The 21,820-nt window shown below is 68.7% G+C and carries 22 protein-coding genes; 4 read left to right on the plus strand and 18 right to left on the minus strand.

Annotated elements, in window-relative coordinates; translation table 11 throughout:
• Positions 1-65: 65 nt before the first annotated feature.
• From EEB19_RS04275 to EEB19_RS04310, 8 genes are all read right to left on the minus strand, one after another.
• On the minus strand, positions 66-428 hold the full coding sequence (locus EEB19_RS04275; protein ID WP_187583502.1) for a DivIVA domain-containing protein: 363 nt from the start codon (positions 426-428) through the stop codon (positions 66-68).
• A gap of 64 nt (positions 429-492) precedes the next feature.
• The gene (locus EEB19_RS04280; protein WP_187583504.1) at positions 493-1,560 is read right to left on the minus strand and encodes a glucosyl-3-phosphoglycerate synthase; all 1,068 of its coding nucleotides are present in this window, start codon (positions 1,558-1,560) and stop codon (positions 493-495) included.
• A complete protein-coding gene (folP, locus tag EEB19_RS04285; protein ID WP_187583506.1) occupies positions 1,557-2,420 on the minus strand; it encodes a dihydropteroate synthase in 864 nt (287 codons plus the stop codon). The genes EEB19_RS04280 and folP overlap by 4 nt, the downstream gene beginning before the upstream one ends.
• A gap of 196 nt (positions 2,421-2,616) precedes the next feature.
• The gene (locus EEB19_RS04290) at positions 2,617-4,413 is read right to left on the minus strand and encodes a long-chain-acyl-CoA synthetase (protein WP_187583508.1); all 1,797 of its coding nucleotides are present in this window, start codon (positions 4,411-4,413) and stop codon (positions 2,617-2,619) included.
• Between the two features lie 80 nt (positions 4,414-4,493).
• On the minus strand, positions 4,494-5,030 hold the full coding sequence (locus EEB19_RS04295) for a TIGR00730 family Rossman fold protein (protein WP_187583510.1): 537 nt from the start codon (positions 5,028-5,030) through the stop codon (positions 4,494-4,496).
• Complete coding sequence (locus EEB19_RS04300) at positions 5,027-5,896, minus strand: TIGR00730 family Rossman fold protein (protein ID WP_187583512.1); 870 nt, start codon at positions 5,894-5,896, stop codon at positions 5,027-5,029. Before EEB19_RS04300 ends, EEB19_RS04295 begins: the two co-directional genes overlap by 4 nt.
• Before the next feature lie 17 nt (positions 5,897-5,913).
• Positions 5,914-7,017, minus strand: coding sequence for a succinyl-diaminopimelate desuccinylase (dapE, locus tag EEB19_RS04305; RefSeq protein ID WP_262365424.1), 1,104 nt, complete (start codon positions 7,015-7,017; stop codon positions 5,914-5,916).
• A 100-nt stretch (positions 7,018-7,117) separates the two neighbouring features.
• Entirely contained in the window at positions 7,118-7,471 is a 354-nt protein-coding gene (locus tag EEB19_RS04310) for a VOC family protein (RefSeq protein WP_187583516.1), read from the minus strand.
• Positions 7,472-7,637: 166 nt separating this feature from the next.
• Here EEB19_RS04310 and EEB19_RS04315 point away from each other — a divergent pair, with 166 nt between their 5' ends.
• On the plus strand, positions 7,638-8,090 hold the full coding sequence (locus tag EEB19_RS04315; RefSeq protein WP_187583518.1) for a VOC family protein: 453 nt from the start codon (positions 7,638-7,640) through the stop codon (positions 8,088-8,090).
• Positions 8,091-8,097: 7 nt separating this feature from the next.
• Here EEB19_RS04315 and EEB19_RS04320 read toward each other — a convergent pair whose 3' ends face one another.
• Positions 8,098-8,784 carry a helix-turn-helix transcriptional regulator gene (locus EEB19_RS04320; protein ID WP_262365425.1) on the minus strand — a complete coding sequence of 229 codons (687 nt, stop codon included), beginning with the start codon at positions 8,782-8,784 and terminating at the stop codon, positions 8,098-8,100.
• 39 nt (positions 8,785-8,823) lie between these two features.
• Between EEB19_RS04320 and dapD the strand changes: the two genes are divergently transcribed.
• Complete coding sequence (dapD, locus tag EEB19_RS04325) at positions 8,824-9,792, plus strand: 2,3,4,5-tetrahydropyridine-2,6-dicarboxylate N-succinyltransferase (protein ID WP_187583520.1); 969 nt, start codon at positions 8,824-8,826, stop codon at positions 9,790-9,792.
• Between the two features lie 42 nt (positions 9,793-9,834).
• On the opposite strand, the gene dapC is transcribed toward dapD, so the two are convergent.
• Both dapC and fdxA read right to left on the minus strand, forming a co-directional pair.
• Entirely contained in the window at positions 9,835-10,956 is a 1,122-nt protein-coding gene (gene dapC / locus EEB19_RS04330; RefSeq protein ID WP_187583522.1) for a succinyldiaminopimelate transaminase, read from the minus strand.
• Positions 10,957-10,965: 9 nt separating this feature from the next.
• A complete protein-coding gene (fdxA, locus tag EEB19_RS04335; RefSeq protein WP_187583524.1) occupies positions 10,966-11,295 on the minus strand; it encodes a ferredoxin in 330 nt (109 codons plus the stop codon).
• A 386-nt stretch (positions 11,296-11,681) separates the two neighbouring features.
• On the opposite strand from fdxA, the gene EEB19_RS04340 reads away from it, so the two are divergent.
• Together EEB19_RS04340 and EEB19_RS04345 are read left to right on the plus strand one after the other, a co-directional pair.
• Positions 11,682-12,260 carry a cysteine dioxygenase gene (locus EEB19_RS04340; RefSeq protein WP_187583527.1) on the plus strand — a complete coding sequence of 193 codons (579 nt, stop codon included), beginning with the start codon at positions 11,682-11,684 and terminating at the stop codon, positions 12,258-12,260.
• A gap of 5 nt (positions 12,261-12,265) precedes the next feature.
• A complete protein-coding gene (locus EEB19_RS04345) occupies positions 12,266-12,625 on the plus strand; it encodes a rhodanese-like domain-containing protein (protein ID WP_187583529.1) in 360 nt (119 codons plus the stop codon).
• A 12-nt stretch (positions 12,626-12,637) separates the two neighbouring features.
• On the opposite strand, the gene cofG is transcribed toward EEB19_RS04345, so the two are convergent.
• The 7 genes from cofG to typA form a co-directional block, all read right to left on the minus strand.
• A complete protein-coding gene (cofG, locus tag EEB19_RS04350; protein ID WP_187583531.1) occupies positions 12,638-13,885 on the minus strand; it encodes a 7,8-didemethyl-8-hydroxy-5-deazariboflavin synthase CofG in 1,248 nt (415 codons plus the stop codon).
• Complete coding sequence (locus EEB19_RS04355; RefSeq protein ID WP_262365426.1) at positions 13,882-15,381, minus strand: NAD(P)/FAD-dependent oxidoreductase; 1,500 nt, start codon at positions 15,379-15,381, stop codon at positions 13,882-13,884. The genes cofG and EEB19_RS04355 overlap by 4 nt, the downstream gene beginning before the upstream one ends.
• The gene (locus EEB19_RS04360; RefSeq protein WP_187583533.1) at positions 15,378-16,502 is read right to left on the minus strand and encodes an FO synthase; all 1,125 of its coding nucleotides are present in this window, start codon (positions 16,500-16,502) and stop codon (positions 15,378-15,380) included. Before EEB19_RS04360 ends, EEB19_RS04355 begins: the two co-directional genes overlap by 4 nt.
• Before the next feature lie 63 nt (positions 16,503-16,565).
• A complete protein-coding gene (locus EEB19_RS04365; protein ID WP_187583535.1) occupies positions 16,566-16,940 on the minus strand; it encodes a facilitated glucose transporter in 375 nt (124 codons plus the stop codon).
• Positions 16,940-17,833 (minus strand): N-acetyl-1-D-myo-inositol-2-amino-2-deoxy-alpha-D-glucopyranoside deacetylase, encoded by an 894-nt coding sequence (mshB, locus tag EEB19_RS04370; protein ID WP_262365427.1) that lies wholly within the window; start codon positions 17,831-17,833, stop codon positions 16,940-16,942. Before mshB ends, EEB19_RS04365 begins: the two co-directional genes overlap by 1 nt.
• Positions 17,830-19,686 (minus strand): ABC transporter family substrate-binding protein, encoded by a 1,857-nt coding sequence (locus EEB19_RS04375; protein ID WP_262365432.1) that lies wholly within the window; start codon positions 19,684-19,686, stop codon positions 17,830-17,832. Before EEB19_RS04375 ends, mshB begins: the two co-directional genes overlap by 4 nt.
• Before the next feature lie 124 nt (positions 19,687-19,810).
• Positions 19,811-21,721 carry a translational GTPase TypA gene (typA, locus tag EEB19_RS04380; RefSeq protein WP_187583537.1) on the minus strand — a complete coding sequence of 637 codons (1,911 nt, stop codon included), beginning with the start codon at positions 21,719-21,721 and terminating at the stop codon, positions 19,811-19,813.
• Positions 21,722-21,820: the final 99 nt, after the last annotated feature.

The raw sequence follows: 21,820 nt of genomic DNA on the forward strand, positions 1-21,820 counted from the left end.
GCAGGTGCCACGACAATGATACGTGTTGCACCGCTTGTGACCGTCGCGCACGTGACGCCGTCGTGTCACGAACCGCCCTGGGTGTCCCCTCCGGCGTCGGCCTGCGACGTCGACGAATCCGTCACGCCACCGTCCTCGAGCGCCCGGTCCTGGAGATCGCGGACGACGCCGCGCAGTTCGTCGAGTTCACGGGCGAGCTTCTCGACGACCCAGTCGACCTCGCCGGTCGAGTACCCCCGGAAGGTCTGCGTGAAGGTGACCGCCCGCACGTCGGCCCCGGTGATCCCGGCCCGCGGCAGACGTGTCGGGGTGGTGCCCCTCTCGAGCGGCGGCAGATCCTCGCCGCGTCCGAAGACGAACCAGACCACGGCGAACACCACGGCCACCACCACGGCCATGATCAGCAGGTACAGCAGCATCGTCTGCATGCGACCCATAGTGGCAGACCGCGCCGGCCGTCATCGCGGACGGCACCGCGTCAGCGCGGGTCGGTCAGGAGGCCATCTCCTCGTCGCCGGATTCCGTTGCCCGGATGGTGTTCATCGGCGGACGGTCCTCGAGGTAGACCTCGGTCGTGTGCGGCGTGAAGGAGCCGTCGGGTTCTGCGGTGAACTGGGTCAGCCCGACGCCGGAATCGTCGATGCCGCAGCGCCGCATCAACGTACCGACGATCTGCCGACTCATCACACCGAGTTCGATCAGCGGACGGTTGCGGTGGGTCCGCACACCGAGGTTGACCTGCCCGATGCCGTCGAGCCCGTACCGGTCGAACGTGTCGATCAGCAGGCCGATCTCGACCCCGTATCCGGGCGCGAAAGGCACCGACGACAACAGTTCCCGGGTACCGGCGTATTCGCCGCCGAGCGGTTGCAGCACGCCGGTCAGGTCGGGCCGCTGCGACGCCAGCAGTGGACGTGCGACGAGCTCGGTGACGCGGCCACCGCCGTTGGCGTCGTGCTGGCCACCGGTCCGCAACGGACGTCGGTAGTAACCCTTCACCAACTGGATTCGGGGATCGATCAGCAACGGTCCGAGCATCTTCGGCACGAACATCGGGTCCGGGTCGATGAGGTCGGAGTCGACGAACGCGATGATGTCACCGGTGGTCACCGCGATCGAACGCCACAGGACCTCACCTTTGCCCTTGACCGGTTCGAGTTCGGGGACCGCCTGCTCGCGACTGATGACCGTCGCGCCTGCGGCCTCGGCTCGTTCGGCGGTGGCGTCGGTGGACCCGGAGTCGAGGACGATCAGTTCGTCGACGAGGGTGCCGTACAGCGGCCGGATCGTCGCGATGACGTCGGCGACCGTCTCCTCTTCGTTGAGCGCGGGCAGCACGACCGAGACGGTCCGGCCGGCCTTGGCCGCGACGAGTTCCTCGATGGTCCAGTCGGGCTGCTCCCACGTGTTGGTGGCCGCCCACCGCTGCCGCGTGCCGACGGTGTCCGCGGCGGTGGGCCAGATCGTCGTCTTGTCCCGGTTGTTGGAGACGGTGGCCTTGCGCCCGCCGGTGCGGGCGGCTCGAGCTTGCTGGTGGGTTCGACGTACCTGATCGGTCATGCGAGTCCCCTGATTGTTCGGGCGGGAGGTCGTGTCCCCGCGATGGCAGCAACCATGTCGACCACGCGTCGGGTGGCGGCAACCTCATGAACGCGAAAGATCCGCGCGCCGGCGGCGGCGCTCAGAGCTGTCGCGGCGAGGGTGCCCTCCAGCCGTTCGTCGAGATCCACACCCAGAGTCTCCCCTACGAAGTCCTTGTTGCTCAGCGCCATCAGCACTGGCCAGCCGGTATTAACAAGAACGTTCACCTGGCGTAACAAGGCGAGCCCGTGGTGGGTGTTCTTGCCAAAATCATGTGTCGGGTCGATCACGATCGAGTCACGCGACACACCCGCATCGAGCGCTCGGGCGGCCGCCGCAGTCAGCGACTCGACCACATCGGCGACCACGTCGTCGTAGGCGACCCGATGCGGACGGGTGCGGACGACTGCGCCGCCGGTGTGCGAACACACGATTCCGGCGCGTCGCGCCGCGGCCACCTTCACCAGATCCGGATCGGCGCCCGCCCACGTGTCGTTGATGAGGTCCGCACCCGCCACGCACGCCCGTTCGGCCACCTCGGACCGCCAGGTGTCGACGCTGATCAGGACCTCCGGGTACTTCTCGCGAATCCACGCGATCATCGGTACGACGCGATCGCTCTCGGTCGTGGCGTCGACCTCGTCACCCGGGCCGGCCTTGACGCCGCCGATGTCGACGATGTCGGCGCCCTCGGCGACGACCTGGTCGATGCGCGACTGGGCGGCCGTGTCGCCAAAACTCGCACCCCGGTCGTAGAACGAGTCGGGGGTCCGGTTGACGATGGCCATGACCAGCGCACGGTCGGTGGCAACCGGTCGGCCGCACAGCGTCGAGAGCATGGCACCCAGCGTAACGAGGTCTCGATACGGCTCCTCGCTGCGCTCGTCGCCTACTCGACCGGCAGGACACTCACGGCCCGCTGCGCTCGTCGCCTACTCGACCGGCAGGACACTCACGGCCCGCTGCGCTCGTCGCCTACTCGACCGGCAGGACACTCACCGCCGCCGCGCACGGCACCCGGCCGACCGGAGCGGCTCAGCCCTTCGGCGCCTTCGCGTTCGCCACATCCGCCGGATAGTCGTCGTAGTAGTCGACGAAACCCTTGTCGCGCCCGGCGAGGACGTACACCGCATCGTCACCGGCCTTGGTGTATCCCTCCTCGCGGAGTTCGACCTTGCGATTCTTGAAGGTCGACGTCTGCTCGAAGTCCTCGACCACGCGCACGAACAACGGGACGGCGTATGAGGGCAGGTGCCCGTACAGGTGGTCGGCGAGCGCCTTCGGATCGAGGTCCTCACCGTCGCGGATCTTGATCGCACCCATACCGGCCTTGCCGTCGGCCTTCTCGATCTCGACGCCGTAGGCGACCGATTGCGCGACCGCCGGGAACGAGTCGAGGGCCGCCTCCACCTCGGTCGTCGCGACGTTCTCGCCCTTCCACCGGAAGGTGTCCCCGAGTCGGTCGACGAATGCGATGTGCGCGAATCCCTGATCACGGACGAGGTCGCCGGAGTTGAAGTAGGCATCGCCGTCGGTGAAGGCGTCTCGGATGACCTTCTTCTCGGTGGCCTCGGCATCGGTGTAGCCGTCGAGCGGCACACGCTCGCTGATCTCGGCGATGAGCAGTCCGGTCCCGCCCTTGGCGACCTCGGTCAACCGCCCCTGCTCGTCTCGACGGGGCTCACCGTGATCGTCGTACTCGACGATCTTGTAGGGCAGCGGACAGAACCCGGCGGTGCGCTTGACGCTGAAAGCGTTGACGAAGGCAAGGTTGAGTTCGCTGGCGCCGTAGAACTCGACGATCCGCTCGATGCCGAACCGCTCGGAGAACTCGTCCCAGATCTCGGGACGCATGCCGTTGCCGATGATCACCTTGACCGCGTGTTGCCGGTCGGTCGGCTTCTCCGGTTGGGCGAGCAGATAGCGGCAGAGTTCGCCGATGTAGCAGAACGCGGTCGCGCGGTTGAGGATGACGTCGTCCCAGAATTTCGACGCGGAGAACGACCGCCCGATCGCGATGCACGCGCCGGAGGCGAGGACAGAGCCGAGGGACACCGACAGGGCGTTGTTGTGGTAGAGCGGCAGCGGGACATACATGGTGTCGCTGTGCCGCAGGCGGACCGCGAGACCGCCGATGCCGGAGAGATTCGCGAACCAGCGGTTGTGGCTCATCACGCTCGCCTTGGGCATCCCGGTGGTCCCGGAGGTGAAGATGTAGAACGCCTTCGTCGACGCCGGAAGCGTCGCGGTCACCGCGGGATTCTCCTCCGATCGCCCCTCGGCGGCCGCGTCGAGCTCGGCGAAGTCGTAGACGTGCGGCGGGCGCGACTCGACCGGGATCGACTCGAATCCCTCGACGCAGTCCGGGTCGTGGATGAGCACCTTCGCGTCGAGCAGGGACACGCTGTGCGCCATGACCTTTCCGCGCTGGTTGTAGTTCAGCATGCCGGCGACCGCACCCAGTTTGACGGTCGCGAGCATCACCATCAGATCGGTCGGGTTGTTCTTCGACAGGATCGCGACGACGTCACCTTTGCCGACCCCGTCCTCGCTCAGCAGCGCCGCAAAGCGGTTGACGCGCCGGTTGACCTCGCCGTACGTCAGCGATCGGCCCTCGAACCGGATGAACGGACGGTCGGGATGGGCACCGGCGTGCTTCTGGAAGATGGAGCCGATGGTCCGCTTGGCCTCCGGCGGACGATGGATGAGTCCGGGCGCGTGCTTGATCATGCTCGGCGCAGAGGGCGCCATCTTGATCACGCCGCGGATGAGGTCGGTGAGCCCGACGGCCGTCGCTTGCTTGGTGTCGCCGTGGGTGTCACTGCTCGGCATCAGATCTACTCCGCTTCCTTCGTGCTTCCGCTGCTGAAGACCCGTCTGACAACGCGCGTTGGCGCACTGTGCGCCCTACCTTACCGAGCAGTAGCAAGCTCGATGGCCAGAGGCACCGAATCCGCCACATGCAACCGATCGAGGGCGCGCTGCGCGACGAAGCCCTGACCCCGCAGCTCCTGCAGCCATCCCAGGAGCGGTTCGTAGAAACCGAAGGGGTCGAGGAGGACCACGGGTTTGTCATGCATGCCCAGGTAGCCGGCCGTCCAGGTCTCGAACAACTCCTCGAGTGTGCCGATGCCCCCGGGCAGGGTGATGAATCCGTCGGCGCGTTCGTCCATCTGGCGTTTGCGTTCACGCATCGTCTCCGTGACCACCAGCTCGTCCGCACCGAGATCGGCGACCTCACGCTCCATCAGTGCACGCGGGATGATCCCGACCGTCGGTCCGCCGGCGGCGCGTGCGGCCTCGGCGAGCGCGCCCATCATCGACACGTTTCCGCCCCCGGAGACGACGGTGTGACCGCTTTCGGCGAGTCCGGTGCCGAGTTGCGCGGCCAGGTCGAGGAACCGACGATCCACCGGCCCGGATGCGCAGTAGACGCAGATCGCGCTCATCGACCACCGCGTCCCGCGGCCGCCGCGGCGATGATGTCCACGGCCTCGGACGGTTCGTCGACGAGGTGGAGGAGGTCGAGGTCGTCGGGTGAGATCATGCCCTTGGTCAGCAACACGTCCCGCATCCAGCCGATCAGTCCGGCCCAGTGATCACGCCCGATCAACACGATCGGGAACCGGACCACCTTCTTGGTCTGCACCAGCGTGAGTGCCTCGAACATCTCGTCGAGCGTGCCGAAGCCGCCAGGGAGGCAGACGAAGGCCTGCGCGTACTTCACGAACATGGTCTTGCGGACGAAGAAGTAGCGGAAGTGCATGCCGACGTCGACCCACTCGTTGAGGTGCTGTTCGAAGGGCAGCTCGATGTTCAGACCGATGGACCGCGCACCCGCGTCCCAGGCCCCGCGGTTGGCCGCCTCCATCGCGCCCGGCCCGCCGCCGGTGATGACGGCGTACCCGGCCTCACCCAGCGCCCGCCCGAGGCGCACGGAGAGGTCGTAGTCGGCGCTGCCCGGTACGAGGCGGGCCGAACCGAACACGGTGACCGCCTCGGCGACCTCGCTCATCGCGTCGAATCCCGCGACGAACTCCGACTGGATCCGCAGCACGCGCCACGAATCCCGCATGGTGCGCTCCGCACGCAGGTCCTGATCGCGGGGATCGACCCACTCCAGCAGTCGTCGGTCGGTCGTCTGGCTCGCCTCCCCTGCCTCGCGGCGCACGCGGACGGGACCGACGTAGCAGGTCTCGAGATCTGATCCGGCGGACGACGGATCGTCGTCGCGGACGGCGCCGGACCGATCGGTCGTGGGCGGTTCGCCGGCGCGATGGCGGCCGGTTTCGTCGTCGGAGGTCGCGGATGACATGGCCATCACGCTAACGGCTATGCGGACAGGAACGCACGCAGCAGGTCGGCGACCTGACCGATCTGCGCCACCGGGACCCGTTCGTCCACCCGGTGAGCCAGGTTCGGGTCTCCCGGCCCGAGATTGACCGCCGGCACGCCGAGCGCGGAGAAGCGGGATACGTCCGTCCATCCGTACTTCGCGCGGAACTGCCCGTCGGCCGCCGCCACCAATGCGGCCGCGGCCGGATTCGACAGGCCCGGAAGCGCTCCGGGCGCGGAGTCGGTGACCGTGAAGTCGACCTCGCCGCCGGCGAGTTGCGCGGCGAACACCTCGCGGACATGGTCGGTGGCCTGCTCGACGCTGCGGTCGGGCGCGAACCGGAAGTTCACGTCGACGTGAGCCGCATCGGGGACGACATTCCCGGCGACCCCGCCGTCGATCCCCACCGCCGACAACCCCTCGCGATACTCGCAGCCGTCGATGTCGACCGTCCGCGGGACGTAGGCGGCCAGGGTGGTGAGGACGTCGCCGAGTTTGTGGATCGCGTTGTCCCCCATCCACGATCGAGCCGAGTGAGCGCGCACGCCGCGGGTCGACAGACGCACCCGCATCGTTCCCTGGCATCCGGCCTCGATGAGACCGGCGGTCGGCTCGCCGAGGATGGCGACGTCACCGTGCAGCCACTCGGGAAGCTCACGTTCGATGGCACCGAGTCCGTTGTACTTCGCGGCGATCTCCTCACAGTCGTAGAAGATCAACGTCAGATCGTGGGCCGGCCGGGCCATCGTGGCGGCGAGATGCAGGAAGACCGCGTCCCCCGATTTCATGTCGACCGTGCCGCAGCCGTGCAACATCTCGCCCTCGCCGTCGTCGACGCTGCGCCGGTGCGGGAGGTTGCCTACGACGGGCACCGTGTCGAGGTGGCCGGCAAGGATCACCCGGCTGTCGAGTCCCCGATCGGTGCGCGCGAGGACCCGGTTTCCGTGCCGGACGATCTCGAAACCGCTTGTCTGCGAGCGCAAGGCGTTCTCCACCGCGTCGGCGATGATCGTCTCGTCGCGGGATTCGCTCTCGATGTCGACCAGCGCGGCCGTCAGATCGACGGGATCGGCGTGCAGGTCCAGGGTTGGCGTCGTCACCGTCACACGGTAACGCGCGCGCCCGCTGAGCCGGGCGCGCGATGCGACGCCGCGCGACATGACCCCGGTCTGATCGTGCCGACCGGCCGGGTGCTGGTGATCACCCCTTCTGGTACCGGGGTTGGTAGAGCTGGATCTCGAAACCACCGGGCGCCGCGAAATAGGTGACCAGCCCGTACCCGTGGTCCTCGACGGGACGGGTGAACTCGACGCCCCGTGCGGTCAGTTCCGCGACGGTCTCCTCGATACTGTCGCAGTAGAACGAGATGTCCGCGGTTCCCGACGGAGGCCTGTCATGTTCGGTCGGATGTACGCCGAGATCGGCTTCGGGAGCATCGAAGATCCACCAGCCGCCACCGGTGTCGGAACCCGGTAGCGCGAGCTTGTCGCGGAGGAACTCCCGCAGCGCCTGATCCTCCGACGAATAGAACATCGCGTGCATACCTCGGATCATGTGTGCGCCTCCTCGAGAATCGGATCGGACGTGGACTTCACGGTACCGCTCGCGGCTCCGTCGCCGGCTCGATCGCCGGGACCGCCCCGGACGTGCCAGGGACCCGGTGTCGGTCGGTGTCCGAAACGTTCAAGACGCCACGTGTGACGCGCATTAGCGTCGAGTCATGAGTTCTGACACCACTGACACCAACACTGGCCCCTCCGACGGGGACGTTCCCGGCCGCACGGCCGGTCCCGTCCTCAATGCACTGTCGATCGTCGTCCGGGACATGGCCGAGACCGTCGGGTTCTACCGCCGATGCGGGCTCGGATTCGCCGACGGAGCGCAGGACGCACCCCACGCGGAAGCGGTCGTCGGAGGGCTGCGGGTCCTGTTCGACACCCGCGAGATCGTCGCGTCGTTCACACCGGACTGGAGTGAGCCCGCCGGAGGTCACCGGATGGCGCTCGCGTTCGAGTGCCCGACTGCCGAGGCCGTCGACGCGCAGCACGCCGAGCTCGTCGCCGCCGGATACCGCTCGCACCGCGAACCGTTCGACGCGGTGTGGGGCCAGCGGTACGCGGTCATCCTCGACCCCGACGACAACCCGGTCGACTTCTATTGCGCGCTGGCCTGATCCGACGTCATCGATCGTTCGACGGCGGGTGGAAGGACGCCGGGGTGCGTCCGGTCAGCGCCACCACCTCGCGATGCAGGTGCGGTTGGTCGGCGTATCCGTGCCACGCGGCGACGTCGGCCGGGTCGACACCCGCCGTCAGGTCGTCGAGGGCCGCACGCATCCGCAGGATCCGCTGCAGGGTCTTCGGGCCGTAGCCGAAGTAGCGCGACGACTGCCGGTGCAGGGTGCGCGGGGTCATGCTCAACCGGTCGGCGCACTCGTCGATCCGATGGCCCGCGCCCAGCGCTGCGGCGGCAGCCCCCAGCCATGCCGGAGCCTCCCATGTCCGGATGCTCGCCAGTTCGCGCAGGACGGCCGCCGGATCGTCCGCCGCGGCCAACAGATCACCCCAGCGGCGCGCCCGGCCCGGCGTCCAGATGTCGTCGAGTGTCACGCGTCGGTCCCGCAGGACATCGGCCGGGACACCGAGGACGACCGGGACCGTACCGGGCGGGAGTCGGAGGCCGACCATCGTCTCCGGGCCTCGGGACCGGTGACGGTAGGGGACGGTGTCGGGCCCGGCGATCAGCACCTCGCGGCCGGTCCAGATGAGGTCCATACAACCGTCGGGCAGGACGGTCGACTCTCCCGCGGCGCGGCGCGCACGCCAGACGGTGCCGCTCTCGGCCCGCGTTCTCCTCAGGATGGTCACGGATTCGAGTATTCCCCGATCCCGGTAGGCTGTGCTCCCGTGACGACGAATGGCGCTTACGCAACCGGAATTGCCACGGTGACCAACGGGGGGTCGGCCGATCCCGGGGTGGTCCTCGACGTGTGGTTCCCGGACCTCGAACTCGACAGTCCCGCCCGGACGGAGACGGTGACCCTCGACGGCGACGACGTGCCCAGTTCGCTCCGCGATCTCGTCGGCGCCGATGCCGCCCGCGGGGTGAAGACGGTCGCCATCCGCACATCGATCTCGGACCTGTCGGCGGCACCCGAGGACGCCTACGACGTCTATCTCCGCCTGCATCTGCTCTCCCACCGACTCGTCGCGCCACACGGGACGAATCTCGAGGGCATCTTCGGATTGCTCTCCAACGTGGTGTGGACCAATCACGGACCGTGCCCGATCGACGGATTCGAGGCGACGCGTGCCCGACTGCGCGCCCGCGGTCCGGTCACCGTCTACAGCATCGACAAGTTCCCGCGCATGGTGGATTACGTTCTGCCGGGCGGTGTCCGGATCGGTGACGCCGACCGGGTCCGTCTCGGGGCCCACCTCGCTCCGGGGACGACCGTGATGCACGAGGGCTTCGTCAACTACAACGCCGGCACCCTGGGGTCGTCGATGGTCGAGGGCCGGATCTCGGCGGGTGTCGTCGTCGGCGACGGCTCAGACATCGGTGGTGGCGCGTCGACGATGGGCACCCTGTCCGGCGGTGGCAAGGAGATCATCTCGCTGGGCAAGCGCTGTCTGCTCGGTGCGAACTCCGGATGCGGTATCCCGCTCGGCGACGACTGTGTGGTCGAGGCCGGTCTGTATGTGACGGCCGGCACGAAGGTGACCGGGCCGGACGGTTCGTCGGTGAAGGCGCGTGACCTCGCCGGTCAGTCGAACCTGCTGTTCCGTCGCAACAGTCTCACCGGCGCCGTCGAGGTCGTGCCGTGGAAGGGCGACGGCATCGCCCTGAACGAGGCGCTGCACAAGCACAACTGAGGTCGGCGAGGGTCCTGGGTCGGGCTCTGCGCCCGACCCGGATCATCCGCCCAGTCGCTCGGCCGCGGCGGCGATCCGCTCGTCCGTCGCGGTCAGTGCCATCCGGACGTGCCGGACTCCCCGTGGACCGTAGAAGTCCCCGGGCGCCGCGAGGATGCCGCGGTCGGCCAGCCAGTCGAGGGTCGAGCGGCTGTCCTCCTCGCGTGTCGCCCACAGGTACAGGCCTGCCTCGGAATCGTCGACGCGGAATCCGGCGGCGGTGACCGCGGCGAGAAGTTTCGCCCGTCGGTCACGGTAGCGTTCGGCCTGGGCACGGGCGTGCGCGTCGTCGTCGAGGGCGGCGACCATCGCTCCCTGGATGGGGAACGGCACGATCATCCCTGCATGTTTGCGTACGGCGAGCAGTTCGGCGATGAGGTCGCGGTCGCCGGCGAGGAAGCCTGCCCGGTACGACGCGAGATTCGACACCTTCGACAGCGAGTGCACGGCGATGAGCCCGGTGTGGTCGCCGTCGCTGACCCGGGGATCCAGTATCGAGAAGGCCTCGGAGTCCCAGGCGAGCCCGAGGTAGCACTCGTCGGACACGACGATGGTGCCGCGCTCCCGCGCCCACCCGATCACCTTGCGGAGGTGATCGATGCCGAGGACCTTGCCCGTCGGATTCGACGGCGAGTTCAGGAACATCAGGGCGGGGGCGCTCGGCCCCAACTGCACCGTCGAATCGGCCCGCACCGGGGTCGCGCCGGCCAGGATGGCACCGACTTCATAGGTCGGATAAGCGATCTCGGGGATCACGACGGTCTCGCCGGTCCCGATGCCGAGTGTCGACACGATGCCGGCGATGGCCTCCTTGGTGCCGATCACCGGCAAGATGCCGGATTCGTCCAGACCGGTCACGCCGTGCCGGCGGCTCAACGCCGAGACGGCTGCGGTCCGCAGCTCTGTCGTGCCGATGGTCGTCGGATATCCCGGGAACTCCGACGACGCGGTGAGTGCGTCACGGATCACCGGGTCGACGGGATCGACCGGGGTCCCGACCGAGAGGTCGACGATGCCGCCCGGATGCGCGGTCGCACGGGCCCGCGCGTCACCGATGGTGTCCCACGGGAAGTCGGGCAGGAGCCCGCTGACGCGTCGACGTGTCGCGAATCCTGACGTGCTCACGGCGTCAGATCATTCCTCGTCGTTCATGGGCGGCAGACCCTTGATGAAGGCGGGATCGGCATCGGTCTTGCCCACCTTGCTCGCACCGCCCGGCGAGCCCAGATCGTCGAAGAAGTCGGCGTTCGCGCTGACGTACGGTTCCCAGTCGTCGGGCACATCATCCTCGTAGAAGATCGCCTCGACCGGGCACACCGGCTCGCAGGCACCGCAGTCGACGCACTCGTCGGGCTGGATGTAGAGCATCCGTCCGCCCTCGTAGATGCAGTCCACCGGGCATTCCTCGACGCAGGCCTTGTCCAGGACATCGACACAAGGCTCCGCGATGATGTAGGTCACCACACTCTCCTTCGCTGCAAAACTCGCGGGCCGGAGACGATCGCTGTCGCGGGGTCGTCGCCGGGACGGCGCGTGGGCTGGACGCGCCTGATCGCGGACCGGGCGGCGCCCCCGGCTCGTCGGGTCGTTCGCACACACGTGTCCGCAGACCAGCCTATCGGTCGTGGTCGCCGCTGATCGAATCCTCCCCCCTCGGATCGTGGCGGGGGTAACGCGGATCACACCAGGTCGACCGTTGCGATCACCCCGCGTGCAATTCTCGACACCTCTCGTCGCCGGCGCGAAGGTGGACTGCGTGACCGAGCGCCAACGAGTCGACGGATGGTCGGGCGAGATGTGTCCGGGTCCCAGGCCCTGACACCCGTCCCCCACGACTCGGAGTATCCCCGATGACCACCTCTCTGCGCCGCACCGATTCCCGCTTCGAACCCGCCCATGTCCGCCCCGGACACCTACCGACCCGGCTGCGTCCGGCCGACCTGCTGCGCATCACCGATCAGGGCGTCGCCGACGTTCTCGACGGCACCTACGATCATCTCCTGCCGGATCGCTGGGATCCCGTCGAGCGGTGGGCGACACGTCTCGAGACGAACGACGACCTCGATCTGTGGCTGATCAGCTGGACCCCGGATCGGTCGACGGAGTTGCACGATCACGCGGGATCACTCGGTGCGCTGACCGTGCTGTCCGGATCGTTGCGGGAGTACCGATGGACCGGAAAGGACCTCGCGCTGCGAGTCCTCACCGCCGGCGATCAGGCCGCCTTTCCCCTGGGCTGGGTACACGACGTCCAGCGACACGATCTGTCGTCGGTCTCCTCTGATGCCGCGGCGGCCGAGACGACCCACACACCCACTCTCAGCGTGCATGCGTACTCGCCCCCGTTGACCGCGATGTCCTTCTACGACGTGACCGATCACGGTAGATTGCGCCGGACACGCACCGAACTGACGGACGAACCGGAGTGACCCCCATGCCCACGATCGACGACCTCCTGCTCGAGGCACGCGAGCGACTGCAGCGGCTCGAGGCACATGAGGTCGCCGGTGAGCTCGCCGCGGGCGGCGTCCTCGTCGACATCCGGCCCGCCGCCCAGCGTGCGATCGAAGGTGAGGCGGACGGGGCCCTGGTCATCGAACGCAATGTCCTCGAGTGGCGGTGCGACCCGGCAAGCGATGCCCACATCCCCGAGGCCGTCGACCACGATGTCCGCTGGATCATCCTGTGTTCGCAGGGATACACCTCGAGCCTTGCGGCGGCCGCGCTCCAGCAACTCGGCCTGCACCGGGCGACCGACGTCGTCGGCGGATACGAGGCGCTGCGCGCGCTGTGACGCCTGCCGCCCTCAGGCGACTGCGGGCCAGGGCCGACCGTGCGGGATGACGTCGGCGGCCAGTCCGGTCGACGGATCCGACACCGCACTCACGTGCTCGGCCAACGAGGAATCGATCCACTCCGCGCCCCCGAGGACATACGGCGGCTGAGCGGTGATCCGCTCGGTCAACGTGTGGCCCGACGCCGCGGTGATCTCGGCGAGGACGTCGAGATTGGGCCACGGCCGTTCGGGATTCACATGGTCGGGGGTGAGTGGCGAGACACCGCCCCAGTCGTCGATACCGGACGCGATCAACGCTGCGCACTCCTCACCCGACACCAGGTTCGGCGGAGCCTGCACACGCATCCGCGGGCCGAGCACGATCCGCGCGACCGCGACGGCGGCCAGGAACTCCGACATCTCGGCGTCCGGGGTACCGCGCATCGCCGTGTCCGGCTTGGCACGGAAGTTCTGCACGATGACCTCCTGGATGTGTCCGTGAGTGCGGTGCACATCGGCAATGGCCAGGAGGGATTCGGCCCGCTCGGTGAGTGATTCACCGATTCCGACCAAGATGCCGGTCGTGAACGGGATCCGTTCGGCCCCGGCATCGTCGAGCACCTGCAGGCGGACGATCGGGTCCTTGTCCGGGCTGCCGAAATGCGGCTGTCCCTTCTCGGTGAACAGCCGACGCGAGGTGGTCTCGAGCATCATGCCCATCGACGGGGCGACCGGGCGCAGCCTGCGCATCTCCTCGGCACTCATCACGCCAGGGTTGAGGTGCGGCAGCAGGCCGGTCTCCTCGAGGACCGCGACCGCGGCGGCACGTACGTAGTCGAGGGTCGAGCTGTACCCGCGGGCCGCGAGCCACTCGCCGGCCTGCGGCCAGCGGTCCTCCGGGCGGTCGCCGAGCGTGAACAGCGCCTCCTTGCATCCGAGCCGGGCGCCGTTGCGGGCGAGGTCGACCACCTCGTCGAGGTCGAGGTACATCCCGTGTCCGGCGCGGGCGAGCTTGCCGGGGATCGTCACGAACGTGCAGTAGTGGCAGCGGTCCCGGCAGAGCCTGGTGAGCGGGATGAACACCTTGCGCGAGTAGGTGATCTGACCGGCTCTGCCCACCTCGTCGAGGCCGGCGTCACGCAGGCCGGCGGCGATCCGCTGCACCTCGACGAGATCGTCGCCGGTGGCCGCGAGCAGCGCGCGCGCCACGGGCAGGTCGATGGCGTCGCCCGCGCGTGCGGCTGCGAGCGCATCGTCGATGGTCATCGTCTCGGTCATGCAAACGCACCTCCGTCGTCGACCGGGCGGGAATCGATGAGATAGGGATGGGGATCGAAGGTTCCGTTGCGGTCGCGGAACGAGAGCGCCGTCCCCGGCCACAGCAACGTCAGCCGTCCACTTCTGGGGTCCACGTACCAACTGTTACACCCGGTGAGCCAGACCGTCGAGGCGCTGCGCTCGTCGATCTCCCTGGTGTATGCCTCCTCGGCGTCGGCAGTCACCTCGATCGAACGAGACCCGTTGTGCGCCATGAAGTCCAGAGCTCCGAGCACGTAGTCGAGCTGGGTTTCGATCATGTAGATCGCAGAGTTGTGACCGAGTGCCGCGTTCGGGCCGTCGAGGACGAACATGTTGGGGAATCCGCTGACCGTCGTCGACGCATACGACACCATCCCGTCCGACCAGTGCTCGGACAGTGCCCGTCCGCCCCGCCCCTGCACGCGGCTCGCAGCCGGTGGCCGGGTCGCCTCGAATCCGGTGGCCATCACCAGGACATCGAGATCGTAGGTCCGGCCGCTGGTCGCCCTTGCCTTCGATTCGATGACCGATTCCAGTGCGCTGGGCTCGAACACGACGTCGGGACGGGTCAGCGTCGGGTAGAAGTCGTCGCTGAGCAGGATTCGTTTGCACCCGATCTCGTAGTCGGGGGTGAGCATCTCGCGTAGCGCCGGGGCGTCGACCTGCGCGCGCAGGTGCCCGAGCGCGCGGTCCCGGATGGCGTCGATGTCGGGCCGCAGACCGAGGCGTTGCCGAAAGGCTTTGTCGGCGTCGAGGAGCAGCTGCTCCCGCAACGCGTCGGCGTTCTCCGGGATCCGTAGCTCGGCGCGTTCGGCGTCGGAGAATCGGCGATCCTCCCGCGGCACCACATACGGCGGAGTACGCGAGAACACGACCAGCTCTTCGGCGGTCTCGGCCAGGTGCGGGATCACCTGCACTGCCGACGCCCCGGTCCCGACGACACCGATCCGCTCACCGCCCGCGAGGAGGTCGTCACGCCACTCCGCGGTGTGTACGACTGCCCCACTGAAGGATCCGAGTCCCTCGACATCGGGGACGTGCGGTTCGGACAGCCGGCCGACGGCCATCACGAGCACCCTGGCACGGATCGGGCCCGATCCCGTCTCGAGCTCCCACCGTGCGGCATCGGTGTCCCACCGGGCATTGAGCAGCGCACAGCCCAGGCGGATGTGCGGGGCGAGTCCCTCGTCGTCGACGGTCTGCTGCAGGTAGCGCCGGATGTCGGCGCCCCGGGGATACAGTGTGGCCCAGTCGGTCGGCGGACGGAACGAGAACGAATAGAGGTGCGCCGGGATGTCGCAGGCGATGCCCGGGTAGGTGTTGTCGCGCCACGTGCCGCCGACCCCGTCCGCCCGCTCGATGACGACAAAGGATTCGGTTGCCCGCCTTGCCAATCGGGTCGCCATGCCGATCCCCGCGAAGCCGGCTCCGACGATCGCGACGTCGACGTCGCATGGTGTTGCGGCGCCGGTCACGAACGCACCTCGCCGAGATCGACGAGTCGATCCGCGGGTGGGATGTCGTAGCCGGTGGTGCGTTGCCGTGGGGTCCGGCCGACACGGTCGGCGATGGCGATCAGTTCGTCGACGTCGAGCACCCGGCCTGCCTCCTGACCTGCAGCGGGCATCAGCGTGCCGTCGATCAGCAGACCGCCGATGTCGTCGGAGCCTCCGGTGAGCAGGAGTTCGGTGGTGTCGGGGGCGTGTTTGGTCCAGGCGACCTGCAGATGATCGATGGTGCCCACTGTCATCAGTCGCGCAACCGCATGCACGGCACGCGTCTCGCGCACCGAGACGGCTCTCGTCGCGACACCGGCGAGATGGGGTGCGGCGTTCTCGGGCAGCAGCGGCATCAGGATCAACTCGCTGAAACCGCCTGTACGGCGCTGGATCTCGGTGAGCAGGCGAAGATGTGACACCTGGTGGTGCGAGGTCTCCACATGGCCGTAGAGCATGGTGGCGGTGGAGAACAGGCCGACGTCGTGAGCGGCCTCGATGCTCTCGACCCAGTCGCCGACCGGTGGTGCGGTCCCGCCGGACAGAGCGCCGCGGACCTGGTCGTCGAGGATCTGCGCGGCGGTTCCGGGGACCGAGCCGAGCCCGGCCTCGCGCGCCCTGGCGAGGAACTCGGCGATCGACACGCCCATCCGATCGGCAGCGTCGCGGACCTCCGGGGGCCGGAACGCGTGCAGGTGCAACTCCGGTACGGCGCCGTGTATCCGCTCGATCAGACGGAGGTACTCCTCAGGCGGGGCGTCGGCGGGCACCGGCCCCTGCATGCAGATCTCGGTGGCGCCGAGCGCGCGCGCCTCGACGGCCAGCTCCTCGACGGACGGGACGTCATCCCGTCCGGACGCGACGACGGTGGTGTCGAGATTTCGGTTCACGACAAAGGTCAACGCATCAGCGTCGACAACCTTCCGCCGAGCCGTGTCGGCAAGCGCACAGAGGGCGTCGAGTTCGGGGCCGGACGCCCCGAGCAGGGCGACCCATTCGTCGTCGGTGAGGGCCGCCGGATCGTCGGAGACACGACGCAGCGCTTCCCGGGCTTCCTCCGCCGCGGCGTGCGCGTCCCGAGCCCACTCCCGCAGGACCATCCCCTCACTCTAACCGCACCGGTTCGTGCGCCGACGGGGCCACCTGAGGCGCGAGTTCGCCGCTCAGTCGTCGTCGGCGGCGGGCAGTCGACCCGACCACGCCAGGACGCCCGGCAGACCCGCGCCGATCACCAGCAGCGCCAGACTCGGGAGCAGCATCGGCCCCTCCGGCAGGATCTCGACATCACCCCCGGGACCGGGCATCGCGCCGATCACCAGTGCCAGCAGCCACGCCAGGAGGGGAAACCACCGCGCCGGTCCGTCGCTGTAACCGGCCGCCAGCCAGAGCAGAACGCAGTTGACGACACCGGCGAGGACAGCGGCCACCGGGATCGCGACACCGCCGAAACGCAGGTAGGCGAAGGCCACCGACATCACCCCGACGACGAACCCGTCGACGACGAGGAGGCCGAGCAGCACACGATCCTGTGGTCGCATCAGGGCAGCCCGTCGAACAGGTCGGTCTCCCGAGAGGTCGTGCCGTTCTCGACGCTCGGTGAGATCCGGATGAAGTGCTCGTGGTCGAAGATCGGCTGCAGGATGTTGTTGGACAACGCGTACTGTGCGCCGGACCCGGCGACGGTGACCTGGGTGGCGTGGGCGGCCAGTGCGGCGGCCTTGCGCCCACGCTGTGCCACGACGTCGATCTCGGTCGTGATCGCATCGTCGGGGTAGCCCGGCAACTCTCCCGGATCGGGCATCCGCCAGCCGGGCGGTAGGTGTTCGGCTGCGGCGAGGCCGGCGGTCAACGCCGACCGTTCCGTCACCGATTCGTAGACCTTGAACGGACGACCGAGGAGTTCCTGAGCGCGCGGCACGGCATGCACGGTCGTCTCGTGGACGAGCATGTGGTCGGGATGGCCATAGGTGCCCGCGTCGTCGTAGGTCACGATCACCTGCGGCGCGAACTCGACGATCTCGGCGACGAGGGTGTCGACGAGCTCGTCCACGCTCGCCATCGCGAGTGCGCGCGGGTGTGCCGCCGACGCCGAACCGGCCATGCCGGAGTCGCGCCACCTCCCTGCGCCACCGAGGAATCGCGGTCGGAGTGGCTCGCGATTCTCGGGTGTCAGTGCCGCGAGCGCGCGGGACAGTTCGAGGATCCGGTAGCCGCCGAGCTGATCGGCACCACCGTCGGCGGCCAGCTGTGCCCACTCGTCTCCGATGACCTCGCCCTCCTCACCGAGGGTGAAGGTCAGCACGCGGACGTCGACGCCCTCGTCGAGGTACCGCGCGATCGTCCCGCCGGTCATGATCGACTCGTCGTCGGGATGGGCGTGCAGCAGGAGCAGCCGTCGGCCCTCACCCGCCGGGACGTCGTCGGGGGTCACCGCATCTCCCAGGCCACGCTGTCACCGAAGATCGCCACCTGGATGGGTCCCGACAGCGGCACATTGCGCACCGCCCCGGTACGCCCGACCAGCATGCTGTCCTGGTAGATCGGCTGATAGATCGCCTGCTCGGCGAGCAGCGGTTCGGCCTGCTGCAGCGGTGGGATCGGGTCGGCCGCCGACAACGCGTCCCTGGCGAGGGCGATCAGCTCCGGATCGCAGACACCGGAGATGTTGCTGGCGTAGCTGTCGTCGGCGCCGGAACCGGTCTGGCCCGGCGCGACGCTGGTCGGTGTCGGCGGGGTCGACAACGACGGTGCCGTCCCCGGCTTCGGCTGATCGCAGTCCACCTGCGACGCGAGCGACGCCGCGGGCGGGACGCCGAGCCCGGTCCAGCCGACGACGAGATCGACCCGGGCGTTGGTGAGTGCCACGCCGTACAGCTCGCTGTTGGGAAGTGCCACGACGGCGGCGCGCACGCCCTGACCGCGCAACTGATCGACGATGTTCGACGCCGCCGACGTCGACCGCGGGTCCCCGCTGATCGCGCCGACCCGAACCGTCAAGTCGTCGCCGTCCTTGCGGTACGGGGCGATCCCGGCGGGTAGCGAGGCCACCTCGGTGCCGGCATCCGCGCCCGGCGCGGCGCTCGGCGCTGCACTCGACGACGGCGCCGACGACCCGGAGGACCCCGGTTCCGGGCTGTCGGGCACCTCCGACCGGGGCTCGACCCGCTGGTATCCCGCGTCCGCGAGCAACGCGGTCACCTCATCGGGACCGGCCCGGGGACGGTCGACCGCGGTGTACCCGCGATCGGTCGGGGCGAACACCGTGTTGGCGTAGGGCGTCACGATGTCGTCGCCGGCGCCGGCCAGGGTCACCAGGTTCGGATCGATCATGGACAGGACCGCGCGCCGCACCTGCAGCGACCGCATCGTCGCGGTCCGGGCGTTGACGCTGACCGACAGCGCCCTCGACGTCGGGTTGCGCTGGGTGTCGACGCCGGGGACCGCGGCGAGTTCCGCCGTGGTGGCGCGGCCGGTGGCGACGGTGGCGATCGACGAGTCACCCGAGCGCACGGACTCGACCATCTGGGATGCGGTCCCGGCGCGCCGCAGCACGACCTGGTCCAGCGACGGCGGCTTCATCCAGTAGCGGTCGTTGCGGACCAGGCGCACCTCGTCGCGGGTCTGGTCGATCGAGGCCACCGAGAACGGTCCCGCCGACACCGGTTTGCCGCTGTCCATGCCGGTCTGGAAACCGGCGGGCGCGCCGCGCAGCACGTGGCTGGGCAGCAGGTCGGTGAACAGTTCGCGCCACGCCGGATACGGCCGGGCGAACGTCACCTGCACCTCTTTGCCACCAGCCTTGGACTGCACCGAGTCGATGAGTCGATAGCCGGCAGGTGCCACGACGTTGGGCTGCCGCGACATCTGCTGCCACAGGTACGAGAAGTCGTCCCCGGTCACCGGCAGTCCGTCGGACCACTGTGCGTCCGTGTGGATCTGATAAGTGACCGTGAACGGTTGGGTAGAGGTGACCTCGGCCGACGTGATCAGCGCTTCCTGTCGCTGCCAGACCACGCCCGCGGGCGTGTCCACCGGACGGAACGCACTCGGCAGGGTCATCGCCGCGATGGCCGTGGTCACCGCGCTTTGATCCGCACCGATGTGCGGATTGAACCCGCCGCCGACGGAGTCCGTGGCGACATAGATCGTCTTCTCCGTCGGATACTCGGCGGGTGTCGCGGGCGGAGCCGTCTCCCGCACCGGCGGAGGCGGATTCGCCGAGCACGCCGACACCAGCACGAGGACCGCGCCCACGAGGGCCGCCCATCGGCCGTGCCGACGCACGGAGGACACCACTGCGGCCGAGGCGCGCTCTGTGTGCCAACGACTCACCAACAAACCCCCAAGGTCATGTGCGCCCGGCGTCGGATACAGCGCGGGGCCTCGACGCCGAGCGCGATCCCTCGCTCTATCCGGCCGCCTGATCGCGCGACTTCGCGCGCGAGCGCTCGCGGGCGCGGGTCGACGCATCGAGGTGAACCTTACGCACCCGGACGACCTCCGGAGTGACCTCCACGCACTCGTCGGCGGCGCAGAACTCCATCGCGCCCTCGAGGTCGAGTTGCATCGGTTTGGCCAGCGTCTCCATGACGTCCGCGGAGGACTGACGCATGTTGGTCAGCTTCTTCTCGCGGGTCACGTTGATGTCGAGGTCCTCGGCACGCGGGTTGATCCCGACGACCATGCCCTCGTAGGTGTCTGCACCCGGCTCCACGAAGAACGTCCCGCGATCGGCGAGCTGGATCATCGCGAACGGGGTGACGCTGCCCGTGCGGTCGCTGACGAGCGAACCGGTGTGACGGGCCCGGATCTCGCCGGCCCATGCGTCGTAACCGTCGAACACCGCGTTGGCGATGCCCGTACCGCGGGTCTCGGTGAGGAAGTCCGTGCGGAAACCGATCAGTCCGCGCGAGGGCACGATGAACTCCATCCGGACCCAGCCGGTGCCGTGGTTGTTCATCTGCTCCATGCGCCCCTTGCGAGCGGCCAGCAGCTGGGTCACCGCGCCGAGGTACTCCTCGGGGACGTCGACGGTCAGGTGCTCGAACGGCTCCTGCACCTTGCCGTCGACCTTGCGCGTGACGACCTGCGGTTTGCCGACGGTGAGTTCGAAGCCCTCACGTCGCATCTGCTCGACCAGGATGGCGAGTGCGAGCTCGCCTCGTCCCTGGACCTCCCAGGCGTCGGGGCGGCCGATGTCGAGCACCCGCAGCGAGACGTTGCCGACGAGTTCGGAGTCGAGGCGAGACTTGACCATGCGGGCGGTCAGCTTGTGACCGGACACCCGACCGGCCAGCGGCGACGAGTTGGTCCCGATGGTCACCGAGATCGCCGGCTCGTCGACGGTGATGCGCGGCAGCGGCTGCGGATCGTCGAGGTCGGCGAGGGTGTCGCCGATCATGATCTCCGGCATTCCGGCGACCGCGACGATGTCGCCCGCCGCTGCCGACTCGGCGGGCGCACGGTCGACACCGATCGTGGCCAGCAGCTCGGTGATCTTGGCCTTCTCGACGACCGGCTCGCCGTCCACCTCACGGCACCACGAGATCTGCTGCCCCTTGCGCAGGGTCCCGTTGTGGATGCGGACGAGCGCGAGACGGCCGAGGAAGGCCGACGCGTCGAGGTTGGTGACGTGGGCCTGCAACGGCGCCTCGGGATCGCCCTTGGGCGCGGGCACGTGCTCGAGCAGGACGTCGAAGAAGGGGTCGAGGTTCTCGCCCTCGGGCACCTGACCGTCGGCGGGCTGCTCGGTGCTGGCGATGCCTGCGCGTCCGGACGCATAGAGCACCGGCAGTTCGAGCGCCAGCTCGGCCGCCGCCGCAGCTTCGTCGTCGAGGTCGGAGGCGAGGTCGAGCAGCAGATCCTGGCTCTCGTCGACGACCTCCTGGATACGTGCGTCAGGGCGGTCGGTCTTGTTGACGACCAGGATCACCGGCAGCGAGGCGGCCAGTGCCTTGCGCATGACGAAACGCGTCTGCGGCAGCGGGCCTTCGGAGGCGTCGACGAGCAGCACCACGCCGTCGACCATCGACAGCCCGCGCTCGACCTCGCCACCGAAATCGGCGTGACCGGGGGTGTCGATGACGTTGATGACGACCTCGGTGCCGTCGGGCTGCCGGCGATGGACAGCGGTGTTCTTCGCGAGGATGGTGATCCCCTTCTCGCGCTCGAGGTCACCGGAATCCATCACGCGGTCGACGAGCTCGGCGCGTTCGCCGAATACACCGGACTGACGCAGCATCGCGTCGACCAGCGTGGTCTTGCCGTGGTCGACGTGCGCGACGATCGCGACGTTGCGGAAATTGTGGACAGCGCTCACTGACTCGTCTTTCAGATCGGGTTCTCAGACCGAGATCGGCCCGATCAAGGGTATCCGAGTCCGGGGTGAGACCGCCGTCACGGGACCCTCCGAGTCGCG

The organism is Gordonia sp. OPL2 (genome assembly GCF_003797825.1).
Lineage (GTDB): Bacteria > Actinomycetota > Actinomycetes > Mycobacteriales > Mycobacteriaceae > Gordonia.

Coding starts and splice junctions, on each gene's coding strand:
- EEB19_RS04315 (WP_187583518.1), top strand. CDS start 7,638: ATGAGTTCTGACACCACTGACACCAACACTGGCCCCTCCGACGGGGAC.
- cofG (WP_187583531.1), bottom strand. CDS start 13,885: ATGACCGAGACGATGACCATCGACGATGCGCTCGCAGCCGCACGCGCG.
- folP (WP_187583506.1), bottom strand. CDS start 2,420: ATGCTCTCGACGCTGTGCGGCCGACCGGTTGCCACCGACCGTGCGCTG.
- EEB19_RS04310 (WP_187583516.1), bottom strand. CDS start 7,471: ATGATCCGAGGTATGCACGCGATGTTCTATTCGTCGGAGGATCAGGCG.
- EEB19_RS04280 (WP_187583504.1), bottom strand. CDS start 1,560: ATGACCGATCAGGTACGTCGAACCCACCAGCAAGCTCGAGCCGCCCGC.
- EEB19_RS04340 (WP_187583527.1), top strand. CDS start 11,682: ATGACCACCTCTCTGCGCCGCACCGATTCCCGCTTCGAACCCGCCCAT.
- EEB19_RS04290 (WP_187583508.1), bottom strand. CDS start 4,413: ATGCCGAGCAGTGACACCCACGGCGACACCAAGCAAGCGACGGCCGTC.
- EEB19_RS04295 (WP_187583510.1), bottom strand. CDS start 5,030: ATGAGCGCGATCTGCGTCTACTGCGCATCCGGGCCGGTGGATCGTCGG.
- EEB19_RS04360 (WP_187583533.1), bottom strand. CDS start 16,502: ATGGTCCTGCGGGAGTGGGCTCGGGACGCGCACGCCGCGGCGGAGGAA.
- EEB19_RS04275 (WP_187583502.1), bottom strand. CDS start 428: ATGCAGACGATGCTGCTGTACCTGCTGATCATGGCCGTGGTGGTGGCC.
- EEB19_RS04365 (WP_187583535.1), bottom strand. CDS start 16,940: ATGCGACCACAGGATCGTGTGCTGCTCGGCCTCCTCGTCGTCGACGGG.
- EEB19_RS04300 (WP_187583512.1), bottom strand. CDS start 5,896: ATGTCATCCGCGACCTCCGACGACGAAACCGGCCGCCATCGCGCCGGC.
- EEB19_RS04345 (WP_187583529.1), top strand. CDS start 12,266: ATGCCCACGATCGACGACCTCCTGCTCGAGGCACGCGAGCGACTGCAG.